Annotated in this window: 17 protein-coding genes and 1 pseudogene; 8 read left to right on the forward strand and 10 right to left on the reverse strand. The window is 71.5% G+C overall.

Features of this window, described 5'->3' with window-relative positions:
• Window positions 1-671 precede the first annotated feature (671 nt).
• Window positions 672-1,253: a CoA-binding protein gene (locus tag J2S22_RS12255; RefSeq protein ID WP_272780097.1), complete on the reverse strand. Its 582-nt coding sequence runs from the start codon at window positions 1,251-1,253 to the stop codon at window positions 672-674.
• Between the two features lie 262 nt (window positions 1,254-1,515).
• Here J2S22_RS12255 and J2S22_RS12260 point away from each other — a divergent pair, with 262 nt between their 5' ends.
• A complete protein-coding gene (locus tag J2S22_RS12260) occupies window positions 1,516-1,692 on the forward strand; it encodes a type II toxin-antitoxin system RelE/ParE family toxin (protein WP_272780111.1) in 177 nt (58 codons plus the stop codon).
• The gene (locus J2S22_RS12265) at window positions 1,689-2,027 is read left to right on the forward strand and encodes a helix-turn-helix domain-containing protein (protein WP_272780096.1); all 339 of its coding nucleotides are present in this window, start codon (window positions 1,689-1,691) and stop codon (window positions 2,025-2,027) included. Before J2S22_RS12260 ends, J2S22_RS12265 begins: the two co-directional genes overlap by 4 nt.
• 10 nt (window positions 2,028-2,037) lie before the next feature.
• Here J2S22_RS12265 and J2S22_RS12270 read toward each other — a convergent pair whose 3' ends face one another.
• Genes J2S22_RS12270 through J2S22_RS12280 form a run of 3 tightly spaced genes read right to left on the reverse strand, consistent with a single transcriptional unit; the run spans window position 2,038 to window position 3,453 of the window.
• Complete coding sequence (locus J2S22_RS12270) at window positions 2,038-2,301, reverse strand: cysteine rich repeat-containing protein (RefSeq protein ID WP_272780095.1); 264 nt, start codon at window positions 2,299-2,301, stop codon at window positions 2,038-2,040.
• Window positions 2,302-2,347: 46 nt separating this feature from the next.
• A complete protein-coding gene (locus J2S22_RS12275) occupies window positions 2,348-2,611 on the reverse strand; it encodes a hypothetical protein (RefSeq protein ID WP_272780094.1) in 264 nt (87 codons plus the stop codon).
• The gene (locus tag J2S22_RS12280; protein ID WP_370878205.1) at window positions 2,608-3,453 is read right to left on the reverse strand and encodes an enoyl-CoA hydratase; all 846 of its coding nucleotides are present in this window, start codon (window positions 3,451-3,453) and stop codon (window positions 2,608-2,610) included. The genes J2S22_RS12275 and J2S22_RS12280 overlap by 4 nt, the downstream gene beginning before the upstream one ends.
• 176 nt (window positions 3,454-3,629) lie before the next feature.
• Between J2S22_RS12280 and J2S22_RS12285 the strand changes: the two genes are divergently transcribed.
• The 4 genes from J2S22_RS12285 (at window position 3,630) to J2S22_RS12300 (ending at window position 6,733) form a co-directional block, all read left to right on the forward strand.
• Window positions 3,630-4,103 (forward strand): PaaI family thioesterase, encoded by a 474-nt coding sequence (locus J2S22_RS12285; RefSeq protein ID WP_272780093.1) that lies wholly within the window; start codon window positions 3,630-3,632, stop codon window positions 4,101-4,103.
• A gap of 200 nt (window positions 4,104-4,303) precedes the next feature.
• Window positions 4,304-4,768 (forward strand): 50S ribosomal protein L13, encoded by a 465-nt coding sequence (gene rplM / locus J2S22_RS12290; protein WP_272780092.1) that lies wholly within the window; start codon window positions 4,304-4,306, stop codon window positions 4,766-4,768.
• A gap of 2 nt (window positions 4,769-4,770) precedes the next feature.
• Window positions 4,771-5,250: a 30S ribosomal protein S9 gene (rpsI, locus tag J2S22_RS12295; protein WP_272780091.1), complete on the forward strand. Its 480-nt coding sequence runs from the start codon at window positions 4,771-4,773 to the stop codon at window positions 5,248-5,250.
• Window positions 5,251-5,791: 541 nt separating this feature from the next.
• On the forward strand, window positions 5,792-6,733 hold the full coding sequence (locus tag J2S22_RS12300) for a class I SAM-dependent methyltransferase (protein WP_272780090.1): 942 nt from the start codon (window positions 5,792-5,794) through the stop codon (window positions 6,731-6,733).
• A 186-nt stretch (window positions 6,734-6,919) separates the two neighbouring features.
• Here J2S22_RS12300 and J2S22_RS12305 read toward each other — a convergent pair whose 3' ends face one another.
• The gene (locus J2S22_RS12305; protein WP_272780089.1) at window positions 6,920-7,561 is read right to left on the reverse strand and encodes an EF-hand domain-containing protein; all 642 of its coding nucleotides are present in this window, start codon (window positions 7,559-7,561) and stop codon (window positions 6,920-6,922) included.
• A gap of 289 nt (window positions 7,562-7,850) precedes the next feature.
• Window positions 7,851-8,717 carry an EF-hand domain-containing protein gene (locus J2S22_RS12310; RefSeq protein WP_272780088.1) on the reverse strand — a complete coding sequence of 289 codons (867 nt, stop codon included), beginning with the start codon at window positions 8,715-8,717 and terminating at the stop codon, window positions 7,851-7,853.
• Between the two features lie 561 nt (window positions 8,718-9,278).
• Between J2S22_RS12310 and J2S22_RS12315 the strand changes: the two genes are divergently transcribed.
• The gene (locus J2S22_RS12315) at window positions 9,279-10,610 is read left to right on the forward strand and encodes a GGDEF domain-containing protein (protein ID WP_272780087.1); all 1,332 of its coding nucleotides are present in this window, start codon (window positions 9,279-9,281) and stop codon (window positions 10,608-10,610) included.
• A 292-nt stretch (window positions 10,611-10,902) separates the two neighbouring features.
• Here the strand turns inward: J2S22_RS12315 and J2S22_RS12320 are convergent.
• The 3 genes and pseudogenes from J2S22_RS12320 to J2S22_RS12330 form a co-directional block, all read right to left on the reverse strand.
• A pseudogene (locus tag J2S22_RS12320) lies at window positions 10,903-12,924 on the reverse strand (PhoX family protein).
• A gap of 104 nt (window positions 12,925-13,028) precedes the next feature.
• Complete coding sequence (locus J2S22_RS12325; RefSeq protein WP_307155831.1) at window positions 13,029-13,829, reverse strand: DUF2243 domain-containing protein; 801 nt, start codon at window positions 13,827-13,829, stop codon at window positions 13,029-13,031.
• 107 nt (window positions 13,830-13,936) lie between these two features.
• Window positions 13,937-14,365 carry a MarR family winged helix-turn-helix transcriptional regulator gene (locus tag J2S22_RS12330; RefSeq protein ID WP_272780031.1) on the reverse strand — a complete coding sequence of 143 codons (429 nt, stop codon included), beginning with the start codon at window positions 14,363-14,365 and terminating at the stop codon, window positions 13,937-13,939.
• 426 nt (window positions 14,366-14,791) lie between these two features.
• Here J2S22_RS12330 and J2S22_RS12335 point away from each other — a divergent pair, with 426 nt between their 5' ends.
• Window positions 14,792-15,631 carry an alpha/beta fold hydrolase gene (locus J2S22_RS12335; protein ID WP_272780029.1) on the forward strand — a complete coding sequence of 280 codons (840 nt, stop codon included), beginning with the start codon at window positions 14,792-14,794 and terminating at the stop codon, window positions 15,629-15,631.
• A gap of 103 nt (window positions 15,632-15,734) precedes the next feature.
• Here J2S22_RS12335 and glnA read toward each other — a convergent pair whose 3' ends face one another.
• Entirely contained in the window at window positions 15,735-17,144 is a 1,410-nt protein-coding gene (gene glnA, locus J2S22_RS12340) for a type I glutamate--ammonia ligase (RefSeq protein WP_272780028.1), read from the reverse strand.
• Between the last annotated feature and the right edge of the window lie 41 nt (window positions 17,145-17,185).

Genomic DNA, 17,185 nt, shown 5'->3' on the forward strand with positions numbered 1-17,185 from the left:
CCGGCCCAGTCGCGCTGTCGGTGCCGCCGGGGCCGGCCGTGCCTTGCCCACCGTCGGCCAGCGCCGGCGTCGCGGCGAGAAGCGCGAACAGGGCGGCCGCCGGCAACAGAGCGACGAGCGCGCTGGTGCCGAGCAGCGCCGGGCGGAGACGACGGTGCGGCCGCTTGCCGCCCGGCCGACCAACGACGGGGCTGGTCGCCCCGGCTGCGGATGCCGCTGTCCCGTCCGCCGGACCCGACGGGGCAGCCGCGCGCGCCGATGCTGCGCCACGCGTCCGGTGGCGAGCGGAGTCCGGGCCGAGAGCGTGTCTCGACGGCGGCTGCCCGGAGAGCTCCCGTGCCGAACCAGGTCCCTTGCGCATGTCGCCACCACGTTCTTCGACCAGGCCGCGCTCCCGATGCTCCCAGCATCGCGCCCGTACCCCGGAGAGATGCTGAAAAATCATCGTATGCGTGCGCGCGGCATTCGATGCTCTCGCGTCGGGATGGTATCGAGGCGCCGGGATTAGTCAAAATTTAAGGAAATTGGGCTCGGTCGGGTGAGTGCCCGGCAGGTTATGGGAAATAAAGAAGAAAAGCGGGCCGGGCCGCGGAGCCTGCATACGGCCGCCCGCCGTAGCCTTCCCAAATGTTGCGTTATTTTTCCGATTGTTGCCGTTCGGCAACTCCGGCTCAGCTCCGTCCCGTCTCGTCGGGCCCGGGGCCGCGCGCGACGTCGCCGCCCGCCGTGGTCACCCGGCCGAGCGACAGGCGCTGGACGCCTTTCTGCGGCATCGGGGCCCGCTTCGAGGACAGGGTGCGCGAGTTCACGCCCAGCCAGCCGATCTCGGAGGAGAGGCGGCCGTACTCGATCTTCGGGCAGCGGTCCATCACCACCTTGATGCCGTGGCTCTCCGCGCGGGCCGCGGTGGCGTCGTCGCGCACGCCGAGCTGCAGCCACAGCACGCCGGGGCGGGGCGTCATCGCCAGCATCTCGTCGAGGGTCTGCGCCGCGTAGGAGGCGTTGCGGAACAGGTCGACCATGTCGACCGGCTCGGGAATGTCGGCGAGCCGCGCATGGACGGTCTGGCCGAGGATCTGCTGGCCGGCCAGGCCCGGATTCACCGGGATCATCCGGTAGCCGCGCTCGAGCATGTACTTGAAGGCGAAGAAGCTCGGCCGGTTGTCCTTGGCCGAGGCGCCGACCATGGCGATGGTCCGGCAGGTCGTGAGAATGCCGCGGACATAGGCGTCCGGATAATCGTCGTGGGTCATGCGCCGTCTCGTGACGGAGTCCCGGCCCCGGCGCAAGATGCAGGAGGGATGTCTTGATTGTTTTGTCAGATTTGACAATATGGGCCGGCAGGACGGTCGATGGCGCGGCGTATTTCCTGGGTGAAGGCGGCGCTCGCCGCGTTCGGGGCCTTTCCGGTCGAGGTGCAGCGGCGAATGACGCGTGCGCTGGAGATCGCCGCCGAGGGCGAGACGGCAGACCTCGCCCGGCCGATGAAGGGGCTCGGGGCCGGGCGTCTTCGAGATCGCCGTTCCGTATCGGCGCGATGCGTTCCGGGCCGTCTGCGCCGTCCGGATCGGCACCGACCTCTGGGTCGTTCATGCCTTCCAGAAGAAGTCGACGCAGGGCATCGAGACGCCGAAGCACGAGATCGACGTCGTCCGTGAACGCTTGAAGCGACTTCGGGAGCAGGAGACATGACCACGAAGCACCCGCGTGCCGAGCCTCTGGAGGTGGTGCGTGGCTCGGGCAACGCTTTCGCGGATGTCGGCCTGCCGAATGCCGACGCGGAGCTGATCAAGTCCCGCCTCGCGGCGGAGCTGATCCAGGTCATGCGGGAGAAGAAGCTCACGGCTGCGGCCGTCCACCGGGCGACCGGGGTGACGGTCGCCGACATCTCCCGCATCCGCAACGCCGACCTCGGACGCTTCTCGATCGATCGTCTCGTCCGGCTGCTCAACGGGCTCGGCCGCCGTGTGGGCGTGACGGTCGAACCGGCGCAAGGCCGGTCCGGTGCCGTTCAGGCGCTGCCGTGACGGCCGCGCTTCAGTAGGGCGTTCCGGGCCGGTTGCGACGGGGGGCCTTGCTCTTGCTGATCGCCGCCCGGCAGGCGGGGCTGATCTTGCGGGCGTTGCGCTTGAGGCAGCGATAGACCTTGCCGTGGTCCGGGATCGCCTCCTGACAGAACTGCTGGGCGTCGAACTGGCAGGCCTGCTGGTCCTGGGCCGACTGGGCGTGGGCGCCCGGCACGGCGGCGGGCGCGAGCAGGAGGGCGAGGCCGAACGCGGTCGTGAGAACGAAACTCCGCATGGGTCGTCGTCTCCTCGTGTTGGTCGTCGTCACGTCTTCGCCGTTATCACGTCCGGACACGTTCGGACGAACGGCGCAGGCAGGCGAGGGGCCCGATCGTCACGGTGCCGATCGCGGCCGTCACCAGGACGTCGAATGCGGCAGCATCGAGACACACGGTGCCGCAGCTCCAGGCCCGCATCGCCGTGAGCCCGAGCGATACCGTCATGCCCCAGGCGGCGCCGGCGACCAGCATGCGGCGGAGGGTTCGCGCGTCGAGCCGGCTCGTGAGGATGCGCAGCGGTACGGTGTACGGAACGGCGTCGGTCATCGATCCTCCCAGCGCGGCGTGCGCTTCTCCACGAAGGCGCCGATCCCTTCCTCGGCGTCGCGTGACAGCATGTTCTCGGTCATCACTTCGGCAGCATATTGGTAGGCCTCGGCGAGCGGAAGCTCGCGCTGGCGGTAGAACGCCGCCTTGCCGAAGCGGATCGCCACGGCGGACCTGTCGGCGATGCGCCCGGCCAGCGCCAGCGCTTCGTCGCGCTCGGCGCCCGGTGCCACGATCCGGTTGATCAGGCCGAAGCGCAGCGCGTCCTCGGCGCCGATCAGGTCGCCGGTCAGCAGCATCTCCATGGCGTGCTTGGACGCGACCGCGCGCGACAGCGCCACCATCGGGGTCGAGCAGAACAGGCCGATGCTGACGCCCGGCGTGCAGAAGCGGGCGTCGGCGGCCGCGATCGCGAGGTCGCAGCTGGCGACCAGCTGGCAGCCGGCCGCCGTCGCGGTGCCCTGGACCGCGGCGATCACGGGCTGCGGCAGCCGCACGATCGCCTGCATCACGCCGGCGCAGCGGCCGAGCAGGTCGGCGAAATAGGCGCGGCCGCGGTCCGGGTCGGCGCGGTGCGCCGTCATCTCCTTGAGGTCGTGGCCGGCGCAGAACACCGGCCCCTCGGCCGCCAGCACCACGGCCCGCACGCTGCGGTCCTGCGCGATCGCCGCCAGCGCCTCGGAGAGCGCGGCCAGCATCGCGTCGGAGAGCGCGTTGCGGGACTTCGGCCGGTCGAGCACCAGCAGGGCGACGCCGTTCCGGTCGTCGCGGCGCAGCGGGGCGGCGAGGGGCGGGGCAGGGGTGGGAGCGAGGGTCTCGGTGGCCACGACGGGGCTCCTCATGTCGGATCGACGGGGCGGGGGCGAGGGTGCGACAGGCCCGGCCGCGCGGCACCGGCCGATGCGGGCGAAAGAACGCAGACGCTTGCTCCGCCGGGCCGCCTGCGGCGATCATTCCGTCGTCCCGGCGCGTCGACGCCGGGACAAATCCCTCCTGCCGCCCCCGGACCGTTCCTGCCATGCACGACCATGCGCCGCCGTCCCCTGTCGAGGCCGAGCCCCCCGCGGCGATGTCGGTCGCCGAGCTGGAGGTGTTCCTGGCCGCCGAGTTCCCGCAGATGTTCAACGCGCGGAGCGGCATGAGGATCGAGGCGGCATGGTATCACGGCGCCCGGGTGCGTCAGGCCTTCCGGCCCGAGATGCTGCGGCCGGGCGGCACCGTCTCGGGCCCCGTGATGATGGCGCTCGCCGACGTCGCCCTCTACGTCGCCGTGCTGGCCTCGATCGGCCCGGTGCCGCTCGCGGTCACCACCAGCTTCAACATCAACTTTTTGCGCCGGCCGGCCCAGCGCGACCTGCTGGCCGAGGCCAAGCTGATGAAGCTCGGCAAGCGGCTGGCGGTCGGCGAGGTGGCGATTCTCTCGGAGGGGCACCCCGATCCGGTCGCCCATGTGACCGCCACCTACTCCATCCCGGCAAGGCATTCCGTCTAGGTATTAAAATACCATATTTTCAAGTCACTGATTTCAATGCCCTATTTCTGACATCTGTGGATTGACGCCGGCCGCCCCGGACGGTAGACACGCCGCCACGGTGGAGGCCTTCCGGCGCCCGCCGACGGCGTGCCCGCAGGCAGGGCTCCGGCTCGACCCGGGCGCGCCACCGAGACATCCAACCATCGGATCAGGACGCCATGAAGAGCTATTCGGCCAAGCCTGCCGAGGTCGACAAGAAGTGGGTGATGATCGACGCCACCGGCCTCGTGGTGGGGCGGCTGGCGGCGATCGTGGCGATGCGGCTGCGCGGCAAGCACAAGCCGACCTTCACGCCCCATGTCGACTGCGGCGACAACGTCATCATCGTCAACGCCGAGAAGGTCGTGTTCACCGGCCGCAAGGTGCAGCAGAAGGTGTACTACCACCACACCGGCTTCATCGGCGGCATCAAGGAGCGCTCGGCCAAGTCGATCCTCGAGGGCCGCTTCCCCGAGCGCATCGTCGAGAAGGCCGTGCAGCGCATGCTGCCGCGCGGCCCGCTCGGCCGCCAGCAGCTCGGCAATCTGCGCGTCTATCGCGGCCCCGAGCATCCGCACGCCGCCCAGACGCCCGAGCCGCTCGACGTCGCGGCCCTGAACCGCAAGAACGCAAGGAGCGCGTGATCATGGCCGAGACCATGCAGTCGCTGGAAGAGCTCTCGGCCCTGAAGACGGGCGCCGTCGCCGAGGCGCCGAAGTACGAGCAGAAGCTCGACAAGCAGGGTCGCGCCTATGCGACCGGCAAGCGCAAGGACGCGGTCGCCCGCGTGTGGATCAAGCCGGGCTCCGGCAAGGTCGTCATCAACGACCGGGACATCGAGGTCTACTTCGCCCGGCCGGTGCTGCGCATGCTGATCCAGCAGCCGCTCGTCACCTCCAACCGCAACGGCCAGTACGACATCACCTGCACGGTGTCGGGCGGCGGTCTGTCGGGCCAGGCGGGTGCGGTGCGCCACGGCATCTCCAAGGCGCTGACCCATTTCGAGCCGGATCTGCGCGGCGTGCTCAAGCGCGGCGGCTTCCTGACCCGCGACTCGCGCGTCGTCGAGCGCAAGAAGTACGGCCGCGCCAAGGCGCGCCGGTCGTTCCAGTTCTCGAAGCGCTGACCGGTCCCGGGCGCCCGCGCCCGGACCCGCCGCTCCGACCTGGATCAGGAACGATCTGGAAGGCCGCCGGCGACGGCGGCCTTTTTCGTGCCCGCGGCGCGGCACGCGGCCCATGGGCACCCGAGACGATACCGAAGGCACGGCCTCTCGATCGGCGTCGTCCGCGCAGGCGAGGGCCTTGCAGAATTCGTCGTTCCGGGGCGCGGACTCCTCGGGTCCGGCCCGCGGCCGGCCCGAGTACGCCGCCCCGGGATGACGGGAACACTCTGCAAAGCGCCTCCGCAGGCGGACGAACCAGAATCCACCGAGCTCCGTTTCTCCAGTCGAGAGGCTGCGGCGTACTGGGTGCTCCGCCTTCGCGGAGCACGACGAACTCCGCCGTCGCGGAGCACGACGGAGGACAGGCCTGCGCGCCGCTCCGCCCCCATGCGAGGACCCGCCGATGCTCGGCCTGCCGGGATGGTGGCGGAGGCGCCGGACGACCGCCCCGGGCGAGGCCACGCCCGCGGCGGCGGGCGACGCTGCGGCTGTCGATGGACCGGTGGCCGAGGGGCCGGCGGTCCCGCCCGTGCCGCCGGCCGGGTTCGAGACCGGCGTGCCGGTGTCGCTCGACGCGATGGCCGAGGCGATCGCCGCCTTCGACTTCGAGCGGCCGACCGCCGAGGCGCTGGCCCGCATCTCGACCCTGCGGCTGGTGCTGCCGCCGGCGCTGTCGGTCGCCGGCCTCGACCCGCTATCGGACGCGTACCGGGAGCGCATGCTGGCGATCTACGCGCATGTGCGGTTCGGCGGCGAGGGCGCCGCGCGCCGCTACGATCCGGCCGTCGACGAGCTGACCGGCCGCGAGGTCGGCAACGCCTTCACCGAGCTGTCGCCGTGGAGCATCGACGGCAGCGCCCTGATGGCCGAGCACTTCTACGCCTGGGGCCACGTCCTGAAGGTCCTCGACGTGCGCCGGCGCGACAGCGTGCTGGAATACGGCCCCGGCGGCGGCGGGCTGCTGCTGGCGCTGGCGCGGCTCGGGGTCGCCGCCTGCGGGGTCGACATCGATGCCACCTGGCTCGGCCACATCGAGGCGCAGGCGCGCGCCATGGGCATCACGGTGCGCACCGAGCCGAACCGCTTCGGCCGGGGCTTCGACGGGGAGCGGTTCGACCGGATCGTCTTCTACGAGGCCTTCCACCACGCCTTCGACTTCATGGCGGTGCTGGCCGAGGTGCGGGCGAAGCTGAAGCCGGGCGGCTTCGTCGTCTTCTGCGGCGAGCCGGTGGTCGGCCACGCGGTCGACTTCCTGCCCTATCCGTGGGGCCTCCGGCTCGACGGCGACGCGGTGCGCTGCATCCGCCGGCACGGCTGGATGGAGCTCGGCTTCACCCGCGACTTCTTCGTCCGGGCCCTCGGCACCGCCGGCTTCGACGTCGAGATGATCCCGTTCCCGGGCTGCGGCCGCGCCGACATCTACAAGGCGACGCCGCCGGCCTGATGCGCCGCAGCGCCGGAACCCAGGGCCCCTCGGCGAGCGTCTCGATGGCGTCTCGGCGACCGTGTCGTGCGATCGCTCCGGGGCCCGGATCCCGGGTCCGGGATCCCGGGTCGCGGCGCGTCGCGCCGCGCCCGGGCCACGAGGCTCTCGCTCGCGATCGTGCCGGGGCCGGCGCGCGCGATCGGGCTACGCGGCGGCCGCCAGCGTGCTCGCGGTCGTGGTGCTGCCCGACGTCGCGGCCGTGCCGGAGGCCTCCTCGGGCGGTGCGCCGGGCGGCGGCGGCGGGGCGCCACCGGCCGTCGCCTCGGGCGGCGCGTGCTTGGCGTCGTAGGCGGCCTGCTCGGCGGCGCTCACCTCGCCGTCCTGATTGGTGTCGGCGACGTCGAACGGTCCGGTCTCCTCCTCGGTCGCGGCGGCACCGCCGCCACCACCGCCGCCGCTGTCGGAGTCCGACACGGCGTCGCTGCTCTCGCTGTCCTCCGATCCCGAGGCCGAGCCCGCGCCGCCGGCGCTGCCGGCCAGCGCCGTGATGGTGTCGGCCGCCGCGGTGTCGGACGACGTCTCCTGCTCGGCGAGGAGCGTGCTGCGCATCGAGGTGGAGAGGCTCTCGAAGGCCGACTTCACCTCGGTCTCGGAGAGCAGACCGTCGCCGTCGGCGTCGGTGCTCTCGAACAGCGCCGCGGCGTCGCTGCTCGACGTTCCGGCGAGATCCTCGGAGACCGAGGTCAGCTCCTCCAGCGTGACGCCGCCGCTCTGGTCGGTGTCGAGCTTCGCGTAGAGGGACTGCAGAAGCTCGGTCGAGGACGACGAAATCGAACCGATAGTCATGGACCCACGTCCTTGCTGACTGGGATGTCGCGCGCAGGGCGACACGCGCGGCGTGCGGCAGGCCAGTGTCGACGATACGGCCCGACCCTCGCGCAGCCCCGTTTCTGCGAGGTAAATCACTGAAGAAATTGTTGTTTCCGGAATGTTGCGGGAAACAGGGCGGGCCCCCGGAGGCCGGCCCGGCGCACGGGCGCGCATGCCGCCGGGCAATGTCCGGACCGCGCTGCCGGAAACAAAAAAAGGGGGGCTCGCGCCCCCCTCAGTGTGGTGTGCTGCGTCGTCTTTGCGGTCAGGCGCTGGTCAGGGTCCGCTCCTTGCTCTCGTCCGTGGTCTCGTCCTCGGCGGTGTCGTCGGTCACGGCCGCCGTTTCGATCGTGGTCGCGGTGGCGGCGGCGCCGGTCCCGGTGTCGCCGGTCTCGGACCCGTCCGTCTCGGACCCGTCCGTGCCGGACTCGTCCGTCGCCGTCACGGCTGCCGTCTCGGCAGCGGCTGCCGTGTCGGCCCCGTCGGCCGTGTCGGTCGCGGCGGCCGGCCGGGTGGCGTCGTACGCCTCCTGCTCGGCCGGGCTCACGGTGCCGTCGCCGTTGCTGTCGGCCGGATCCTCGATGGCGGCGACCCGCGGTCCCTCGGGTCCGCCCGGTCCGCCGGCTCCGCGCGGGCCGCCGGCCCCGCCCGGACCGCCGGGCTCGCCGCGGCTCTCGGGCGGCGGCGGAGGCGGCGGAGGCGCCGCGGCCGTGGCCGTCGCATCGCTGGCGCTCGTCTCGCCGGTGTCGTCGGCCGCATCGCTGTCGAGCAGGGCCTGCAGCGTGTCGGCCACCGCCGCGTCGTCGGCGGTCGCGTCGGCGGCCGGGTCGGCGGCCGGGTCGCTGGTCGCGCTCGTCGCCTCCTGAAGGCTCAGGAGCTGGCTGCGCATCTCCGACGACAGGCTCTCGAAGGCCGACTTCACCTCGGACTGCGACAGCAGGTCGTCGCGGTCCGTGTCGGCGCTGCGGAACAGCGCGGCGATGTCGCGCGGCGACGCCTCGTCGCGCAGCAGCGTGGTGGTCGCGCCCTGCAGCTCGTCGCGGGTGACGCCGCCGCTGCCGTCGCGGTCGATGCGGGCATAGAGCTGCTGCAGCAGATCGCTCGACGGGGTCGAGACCGAACTCACGCTCATGGGGATCGCGCCTTCGCTGCCTGGAGTGTCGCGCGCGCGGCGGGCGCGGGGCGCGGCAGGCCAGCCCGGAAAACCAAGCGCAGAATTACATGGACGGCTTGCCGTCCGGTGAAGCCGACCCCCCGGTTTTCCGCCGGTGCGGTAACGGCTCGGCAACGATGCGCGGGCGCCCGCCGGGCGCCGCGGATCGGACCTCCGGAGCGGGATTCGGGCGTGTTTCGGCGCGGAGAACGCGAACCATGGTGCTCCCACACCCCTGGTTGGGTTAATCCGATTCAGGGGGGCCGGACAGGTGCTGCGGCACGGTCCGCTTCGGAATTTCCATCGGATTTTCGTGCGGACTCGAACTGTTCCTGCAACTGGCAGAAACTCAAGGCGAAATCGGCGTCGCTAAGGTTTGTGCGGTGATTGCCGCGCATTCTCCCCATGTTGCGATCATTTTCACCGCGAAAACCCGTCTATCCCGTTCAGGTCCCCGCAAAGCGTCTCGCCAAGCTCCGCTCGCCGGCCCCCGCCGGCCCGCCTACAGTCGTGGCGTTCCAAGGGCCTGCGGAGATCGCCATGACCCCGTTCCATCCGACAGCGACGATCGCCCTCGACGTGTCGACGCTGTTCGTGATCGCCACCAGCATCTCGTCGCTGCTCGGCCTGTTCCTGCTGAGCGTCTGGCGGCAGGAGCGCATCCGGGCGCTCGCCTGGTGGGGCGCGGCCTATCTGCTCGGCGGCTTCTCGGTGGCGCTGTGGAGCCTGGACGGCAGCCATCTGCCGCTGCCGGCGAGCCTGCCGAACGCGCTGCTCTATCTCGCCTGCGGCCTGATGTGGAGCGCGGCCCGCGTGTTCCACGGCCGGCCGGTGCTGTGGTTCGGCATGGCGGCCGGCGCCTTCGCCTGGCTCGCCGCCGGCACGGTCCCGGCCCTGATGGAGCCGGTCTCGCACCGGGTGATCGGAAGCTCGCTGATCATCTCGGCCTATGCGTTCCTCACCGCCTTCGAGCTGTGGCGCGAGCGCCGCAAGGCGCTGATCCAGCGCTGGCCGGCCCTGTTCGTGCCGCTGCTGCACGGGCTCGTGTTCCTGGCGCCGGTGCCGCTCGCCTCGATGATGCCGGACGAGAACGGCCTGTTCAGCCTCGCCACCGGCTGGTTCGCCGTGTTCGCGCTGGAGGCGATCCTCTACGTGGTCGGCACCGCCTTCATCGTGATGACGCTGAGCAAGGACCAGATGGTGCGGCTGCAGCGCAACGCCGCCTCCACGGATCCGCTCACCGGCCTGTTCAACCGCCGCGCCTTCTTCGAGGGGGCGCCGCAGCTGAAGGCCGCGCAGATCCGCAAGCGCGAGCCGATCGGCGCGCTGGTGTTCGACCTCGACCACTTCAAGTCGATCAACGACCGCCACGGCCACTTCGTCGGCGACGAGGTGCTGAAGCTGTTCGCCACGGTGATCTCCGGCAATCTGCGGGCGACCGACCTGGTGGCGCGGTTCGGCGGCGAGGAGTTCGTGGTGCTGCTGCCGGGCGGCCCCGACGAGGCGGCGATCGCGGCGGAGCGCGTGCGCAACGCCTTCGAGGAGGCGGGCCGGGTGGTCGGCACCCACGTGATCGGCGCCACGGTCAGCGTCGGCCTCGCCGCCGGCGATCCGACCACCGACGTGTCGGTGCTGCTGATGGAGGCGGATGCCGCGCTCTACCGGGCCAAGGCGCTCGGCCGCAACCGGGTGGTGCGGGCGCTGCCCGGCGAGGCCGCGCTGGCCGCCGCCGAGACGGCGCCCGAGCTGCCGCCCGTCGTCGTCGCCGGGCTCGGCACCTCGCGGAGCGACTCCGGAGCCTGGGAGGAGGCGCAGGCCGTCATCTCCTGGAGCGCCCATCCCGAAGGCACCGCGCCGCTCGCCCGCGCGTAGGAGCACACGGTTTCACGGTTCTGGCTTTCTCGTTCCGCGTCTCCTCCGGAACGAGGTCCAGGGGACGAATGCCGGCCCGGGCAGGGGGCCGGCATTCGGCTTTTCGGGGCGGTTTGGCAGAAGTCGATCCACACTCCGCTCATTCGCGCGAAAGCGGGAATCCAGAGCCGCTCGTCGTGACGGCCCTGGGTCCCCGCCTTCGCGGGGACGAGCGGAGGCCGGTCGCGATTCATCACAACCGAAGACCGCTCCGGAGAGAGGCGCGTCGCGATCGCGCCGGCGTTCGGTGCCGTTACGTGCCGATCCTGCCGCCGCCGCGGCGCGTGACGGCGACGACCGACGGGCGCGGCGGCATGCCGGCGGAGAAGTCGGGCCAGCGGGTCGCCGGAGCCTCGAAGGTGGCGGGCGGGGCGTTCGGATCGCCCTCGTCGGACTCGCCCGGATGCTGGACGGCGACGAACAGGGTCTCGTCGTCGGGGCCGAACACCGGGCCGCACATCTCGGCGCCGACCGGGCAGCGGAAGAACAGCTTCGAGGCGCCGCGCAGCGGCCCCTCGGTCTCCAGCCCCCAGACGCCGTCGGTGCGGCCGGTGCGGCGCGCCGCGTTGCCGTCGGTGGCGATCCACAGCCGGCCCATGTGGTCGACGGCGCAGTTGTCCGGCATGCCGAACCAGCCGTCGCGGCTGGTCGCCGGATGGAAGGTGGCGCCGACCGCGGCGATCGCCGGGTCGCCGCAGCGCACCAGGACGTCCCACGTGTAGCGCGCCGCCGCGTGGTCGCCGTCCGGCGGCGTCATCTCGACGATGTGGCCGAACGGGTTGGCGCCGCGCGGATTGGCGGCGTCGGTGTCGTCCGCCCGGCGCTTCGTGTTGTTGGTCAGCATCACGTAGACCTTGCCGGTCCGCGGGTCGGCCTCGACGTCCTCGGGCCGGTCCATCCGGGTGGCGCCGAGCAGGTCGGCGGCGCGGCGCGCCTCGATCACCACGTCGGCCTGGCTGTGGAACCCGTTGGCGGCGGTCAGCGGTCCTTCGCCGTGGACGAGCGGCAGCCAGTCGACCGTCCCGTCGGCATTGTAGCGGGCGACCGACAGCGTGCCCTCGTCGAGCAGGTCGCGGCTGGCGGCGGCATCGCCCGGCCCGAAGGGGCGGGCCGTGACGAAGCGGTAGACGCGCTCGAACACCTCGTCGTCGCCCGTGTAGACGACGACGCGGCCGTCGCGATTGACCAGCACATAGGCGCCCTAGTGCTTGAAGCGGCCGAGCGCGGTGCGCTTCTTGGGCGTCGAGGCGGGATCGAACGGATCGATCTCGACGATCCAGCCGAAGCGGTTCGCCTCGTTCGGCTCGCGGCCGACGTCGAAGCGCTCGTGGAAGCGGGCCCAGCCGACCCAGTTGCCGGGCACGCCGACGCGCGCGTGGCTCTTCGCCTCGGGATGGCCCTCGGGCAGGGTGCCGCCGAAGTAGCCGTGGAAATTCTCCTCGCAGGTGAGCCAGGTGCCCCACGGCGTGATGCCGCCGGCGCAGTTGTTGATGGTGCCGAGGACGCGCCGGCCGGTCGGGTCGGCGGTCGTCTGCAGGCGCGGGTGGCCGGCGGCCGGGCCGAAGACGTCGATCGGGGTGGTCGCGTCGATGCGGCGGGCGAAGCGCGAGCCGTCGACGACGCGCCATTTGCCGTCGTCGCCGCGGCGGATCTCCAGCACCGAGCCGCCATGCGCCGCCATCTCGATGTCGACGAGCGCGCGCGTCATGCCCTCGAAGCCGACGCTGCGCAGGTCCTGCCGGCCGAGGCCGGGGAACATCAGCTCCTCGTTGGTGTACTCGTGATTGACGACGAGCAGCCCGTGGCGCGCCGGGTTCTCGGCGCCCGGCATCGGGATGTAGCCGAGATAGTCGTTGTTGTAGCCGAACTGCCGGCGCTGGGCGTCGGCGCTCTGGTTCATGGGATCGAAGGGCGGGGCGCCGGGCAGCACCGGGTCGCCCCAGCGGATCAGCACGTCGGCGTCGTGGCCGTCGGCGACGTGGTGGCGCTCGTCGACGCCGGCCGGAACCTCGGCGAAGGCGAAGCGGGAGACCGGGGCAGGGGCGGCGTCCGCGGCGGCCGGTGCGGCGCCGGGCGCGGCCGGCCCGGCGGGCGCCTCGCCCTGCGCCGCGGCCAGGCCGGGCAGCGCCATGATGGCGGTGACGCCGAGCGCACCTTTCAGCAGGTCGCGGCGGCCGAAGCGGGCGGCGATCACGTCGCCGAGCGTCGGCAGGTCGGTCGGGCTGCGCCCGACATCGTCGGATGCCTCGTAGGCCTGGGCACGGGTCTGCGGCATGGCGGCGGCTCGTCTCGCAGTGGACCGGATGAGCCGCATCGTACCGGGAGAATGCCGCAGCCGGGTGACGACGCGCCGTCGCAGGCCGGCCGGGCCGGGCCCGGTCAGCCCGGGCGGGCCCAGGCGAAGCAGCCGGCCACGATCGTGCCGCCGACATAGCGGGCGCCGTGGCCGTAGAGGCGCAGGGCCTGCAGCCGGTCGTCCATCGCGAAGGCCCACAGCTCGCCCGAGCGGTCCGACCAGACGAGCCGCGCGTCGACGGCGGCGGCCGCCTGCGCCACGGTCTGCGGCGTGGCGCCTGGCCCGAACCAGACCATCACCGGGGCGAGATCGGGCGGCGGGCGGGCCGCCACGGCGCCGGCGCCGAGCACGGCCGCCGCCAGCACGGCCGCGGCGGCGCGTCCGTGCGGCGCGCCGGGCCCGGGCGCCGCGCCGGGCGCGGGCGGGCGGCGCCGCAGCAGCAGCCCGGCGGCGATCGGCAGCAGCCCGAAGGCGACCAGCCAGCCGATGTCCCAGGGGAGCGGCTCGGCGACGTCCATGCGCAGCCGGTGGATCGCCAGCACCCAGTGGAACAGCACCGCGTCGACCACGTGCCAGGCGCCGAAGCCGATCAGCAGGTCGGCGACCAGGCCGCGGCCGGCCCCGGCCGCGTCGAGCGCCGCGCGGCCGCGCCACAGCAGCCAGCCGCCGGCGAGGGCGATCGCGTACATCAGCGCGTGGAAGAGGCCGTCGGCCAGCACCTGCACCCGGACGTCGCGGAACGGCGCGGCATCCACGCCGAGCAGCAGATGATGCCACTGCAGGATCTGGTGCAGCAGGATGCCGTCGTAGAAGCCGCCCAGCGCGAAGCCGAGCAGCCAGCCGGACCAGCGGAGACGACGGGACGGTGCGGCGATGGCGGTCATGCGGGGCGAACGCCGAGCCGTCCGCCGACGTTCCGGCCGGCGGTCGGCGCGACCGTCGGCGACCGGACCTCCCGGACGGGCCCGGGTGGAGCGCCGGTGCCGCCCGGTCAGCGCCGCAGATGGCGGTCGAGGGCGTCGCGCAGGCTGGTGATCTCGGCCTTCAGGCGGTGGGCGTCGGCAGCCGTCAGGCCGGACGCCTGGGCGATGCAGCCCGGGATGTGGGCCGCCTTGTCGCGAAGCGCCCGCCCGGCGGCGGTGAGCGTCACCCGCACCTGCCGCTCGTCCTCGGGGTCGCGGCTGCGCGCCACATGGCCCGACGCCTCCAGCCGCTTGAGCAGCGGCGTCAGGGTCGAGGAGTCGAGGAACACCGCCTCGCCGAGCTGCCCGACCGTCTGGCCGTCGCGCTCCCACAGCAGCACGAGCACCAGGTATTGCGGGTAGGTGAGGCCGAGCGGATCGAGCAGGGACTTGTAGACGCGGCCGAAGGCGTGGCTCGTCGAGTGGAGCGCGAAGCACAGGAACTCGTCCCGCCCCAGCGCATGGCTGACGGCCGCGGTCGGATCCGGGGTCGGGGCGGGGGGCGTGTCGGGGGACTGGTGTCGGGGCGGCATCGCGGGCTCACTCGATCGTAACAATATAGATCGCGCGCGATCTGATCGCAAGCGCTTGACTCGGTCGCGGCGTCCGGACATATAGATCGCACGCGATTAGATCGCGCGATATATAAATCGATCCGAGAGGACGTCATGACCCCCGACACCCCCGACACCCCCGACACCCCCGACCCTGCCGATCCCGAAAGCGACGGCGACCCCCGTCTGTCCCGTCGCGGTGCCCTGCTGGCCGGGACGGGCGCCGCCCTCCTGGCCGCAGGAACGGCCGCCGCCGGCGCCGCCCCGTCCGCCACCCCCGTGCAAGCCCCCGTGAACGCCACCCCCCGAAAGCCGCAAGGAGCCCAGAGCATGACCACCCGGACCGCGAGCACCATCACCACCCGCGACGGCGTCGAGATCTACTTCAAGGACTGGGGCCGCGGCCCGGCGGTCGTGCTCAGCCACGGCTGGCCGCTGTCGTCGGACTCCTGGGAGGCCCAGGCGTTCCACCTCGCCGCCAACGGCTTCCGGGTGGTCACCCACGACCGCCGCGGCCACGGCCGCTCCAGCCAGCCGTGGGACGGCAACGACATGGACCACTACGCCGACGATCTCGCCCAGGTGATCGAGGCGCTGGATCTGCGCGACGTCTCGCTGTTCGGCTTCTCCACCGGCGGGGGCGAGGTCGCCCGCTATGTCGGCCGCCACGGCACCGGCCGGGTGGCACGGCTCGGCCTGATCTCGGCGGTGCCGCCGCTGATGCTGAAGACCGACGCGAACCCGGGCGGGCTGCCGATCGCGGTGTTCGACGGGCTGCGCGCGGCGAGCGTCGCCGACCGCTCCAAGCTCTACCGCGACATCGCGAGCGGGCCGTTCTTCGGCTTCAATCGGCCGGGCGCCGCGGTGTCGCAGGGGATGATCGACTCGTTCTGGCTGCAGGGCATGCAGGCCGGCCACAAGAACGCCTACGACTCCATCGCGGCCTTCTCGGCGACCGACTTCACCGAGGACTTGAAGAGGTTCGACCGGCCGACCCTGATCGTCCACGGCGACGACGACCAGATCGTGCCGATCGACGCCTCGGCGCGCGCCGCCAAGGCGCTGGTGCCGCACGCGGTGCTGAAGGTCTATCCGGGCGCCCCGCACGGCCTCGCCGACACCCACAAGGAGCAGCTCAACGCCGACATCCTGGCGTTCCTGAAGAGCTGATCACGACACGAAAAAGGGGCGCCCCGGAGGGCGCCCCTGACTCGTCGTTCGACTTGGATCGTTCGACGCGGATCGTGACCGACGATCGCGCCAGCCGCGGGCGTCAGCCCGAGTAGTACATCTCGAACTCGACCGGGTGCGGGGTGTGCTCGAACTTGATCACCTCGGTCATCTTCAGCTCGATATAGGCGTCGATGAAGTCGTCGTCGAAGACGCCGCCGGCCTTCAGGAACGCGCGGTCCTTGTCGAGGGCCTCGAGGGCCTCGCGCAGCGAGCCGCAGACGGTCGGGATCTGCTTGAGCTCCGCCTTCGGCAGGTCGTACAGGTCCTTGTCCATCGCCGGGCCGGGATCGAGCTTGTTCTTCACGCCGTCGAGGCCGGCCATCAGCAGCGCCGCGAAGGCCAGGTACGGGTTCGCCATCGGATCCGGGAAGCGGACCTCGACGCGCTTGGCCTTCGGGTTGGTGGTGTAGGGGATGCGGCACGAGGCCGAGCGGTTGCGCGCCGAGTAGGCGAGCAGCACCGGCGCCTCGAAGCCCGGCACCAGACGCTTGTAGGAGTTGGTGGTCGGGTTGGTGAAGGCGTTGATCGCCTTGGCGTGCTTGATCACGCCGGCGATGTAGGACAGGCAGGTCTCCGAGAGGTCGGCGTACTTGTTGCCGGCGAACACCGGCTTGCCGTCCTTCCAGATCGACTGGTGGCAGTGCATGCCCGAGCCATTGTCGCCGTAGATCGGCTTCGGCATGAAGGTCGCCGTCTTGCCGTAGATGTTGGCGACCATGTGGATGCAGTACTTGTAGACCATCAGCTGGTCGGCCATGTACGTCATCGGCGCGAACTTCATGCCGAGCTCATGCTGGGCCGACGCCACCTCGTGGTGGTGCTTCTCGACCTTGACGCCCATCTTGGCCATGGCCGCGAGCATCTCGGAGCGCATGTCCTGCGCCGAGTCCTGCGGCGGCACCGGGAAGTAGCCCTTCTTGAAGCCGATGCGGTGGCCGAGATTGCCGCCCTCGTAGTCGGTGGCGCCGTTGATCGGCAGCTCGATCGAGTCGAGCTTGAAGCCGCAGGCGTACGGGTCGGCCTGGAACTTGACGTCGTCGAAGATGAAGAACTCGGCCTCGGGGCCGAAGAAGATGGTGTCGCCCACGCCCATCGACTTCACCAGCGCCTCGGCCTTCTTGGCCATGCCGCGCGGGTCGCGGTTGTAGGGCTCGCCGGTGGTCGGCTCGAGCACGTCGCAGACCAGCACCAGGGTGGTCTCGGCGAAGAAGGGATCGATCACGGCGGTCGCCGGATCCGGCATCAGGCACATGTCGGACTCGTGGATCGCCTTCCAGCCGGCGATGGAGGAGCCGTCGAACATGACGCCTTCGGAGAACGTCTCCTCCTCGATCTGGGAGATGTCCATCGTGACGTGCTGCCACTTGCCGCGCGGATCGGTGAAGCGCAGATCGCAGTACTTTACGTCGTTGTCCTTGATCAGCTTCAGCACGTCTTTGGCCGTCGTCATAGATGCGTCCTTTGCTTTGCGAGCGTTACGAAAGACCCAGG

This window comes from Rhodoplanes tepidamans (assembly GCF_030813915.1).
GTDB classification, from domain to species: Bacteria; Pseudomonadota; Alphaproteobacteria; order Rhizobiales; family Xanthobacteraceae; genus Rhodoplanes; species Rhodoplanes tepidamans.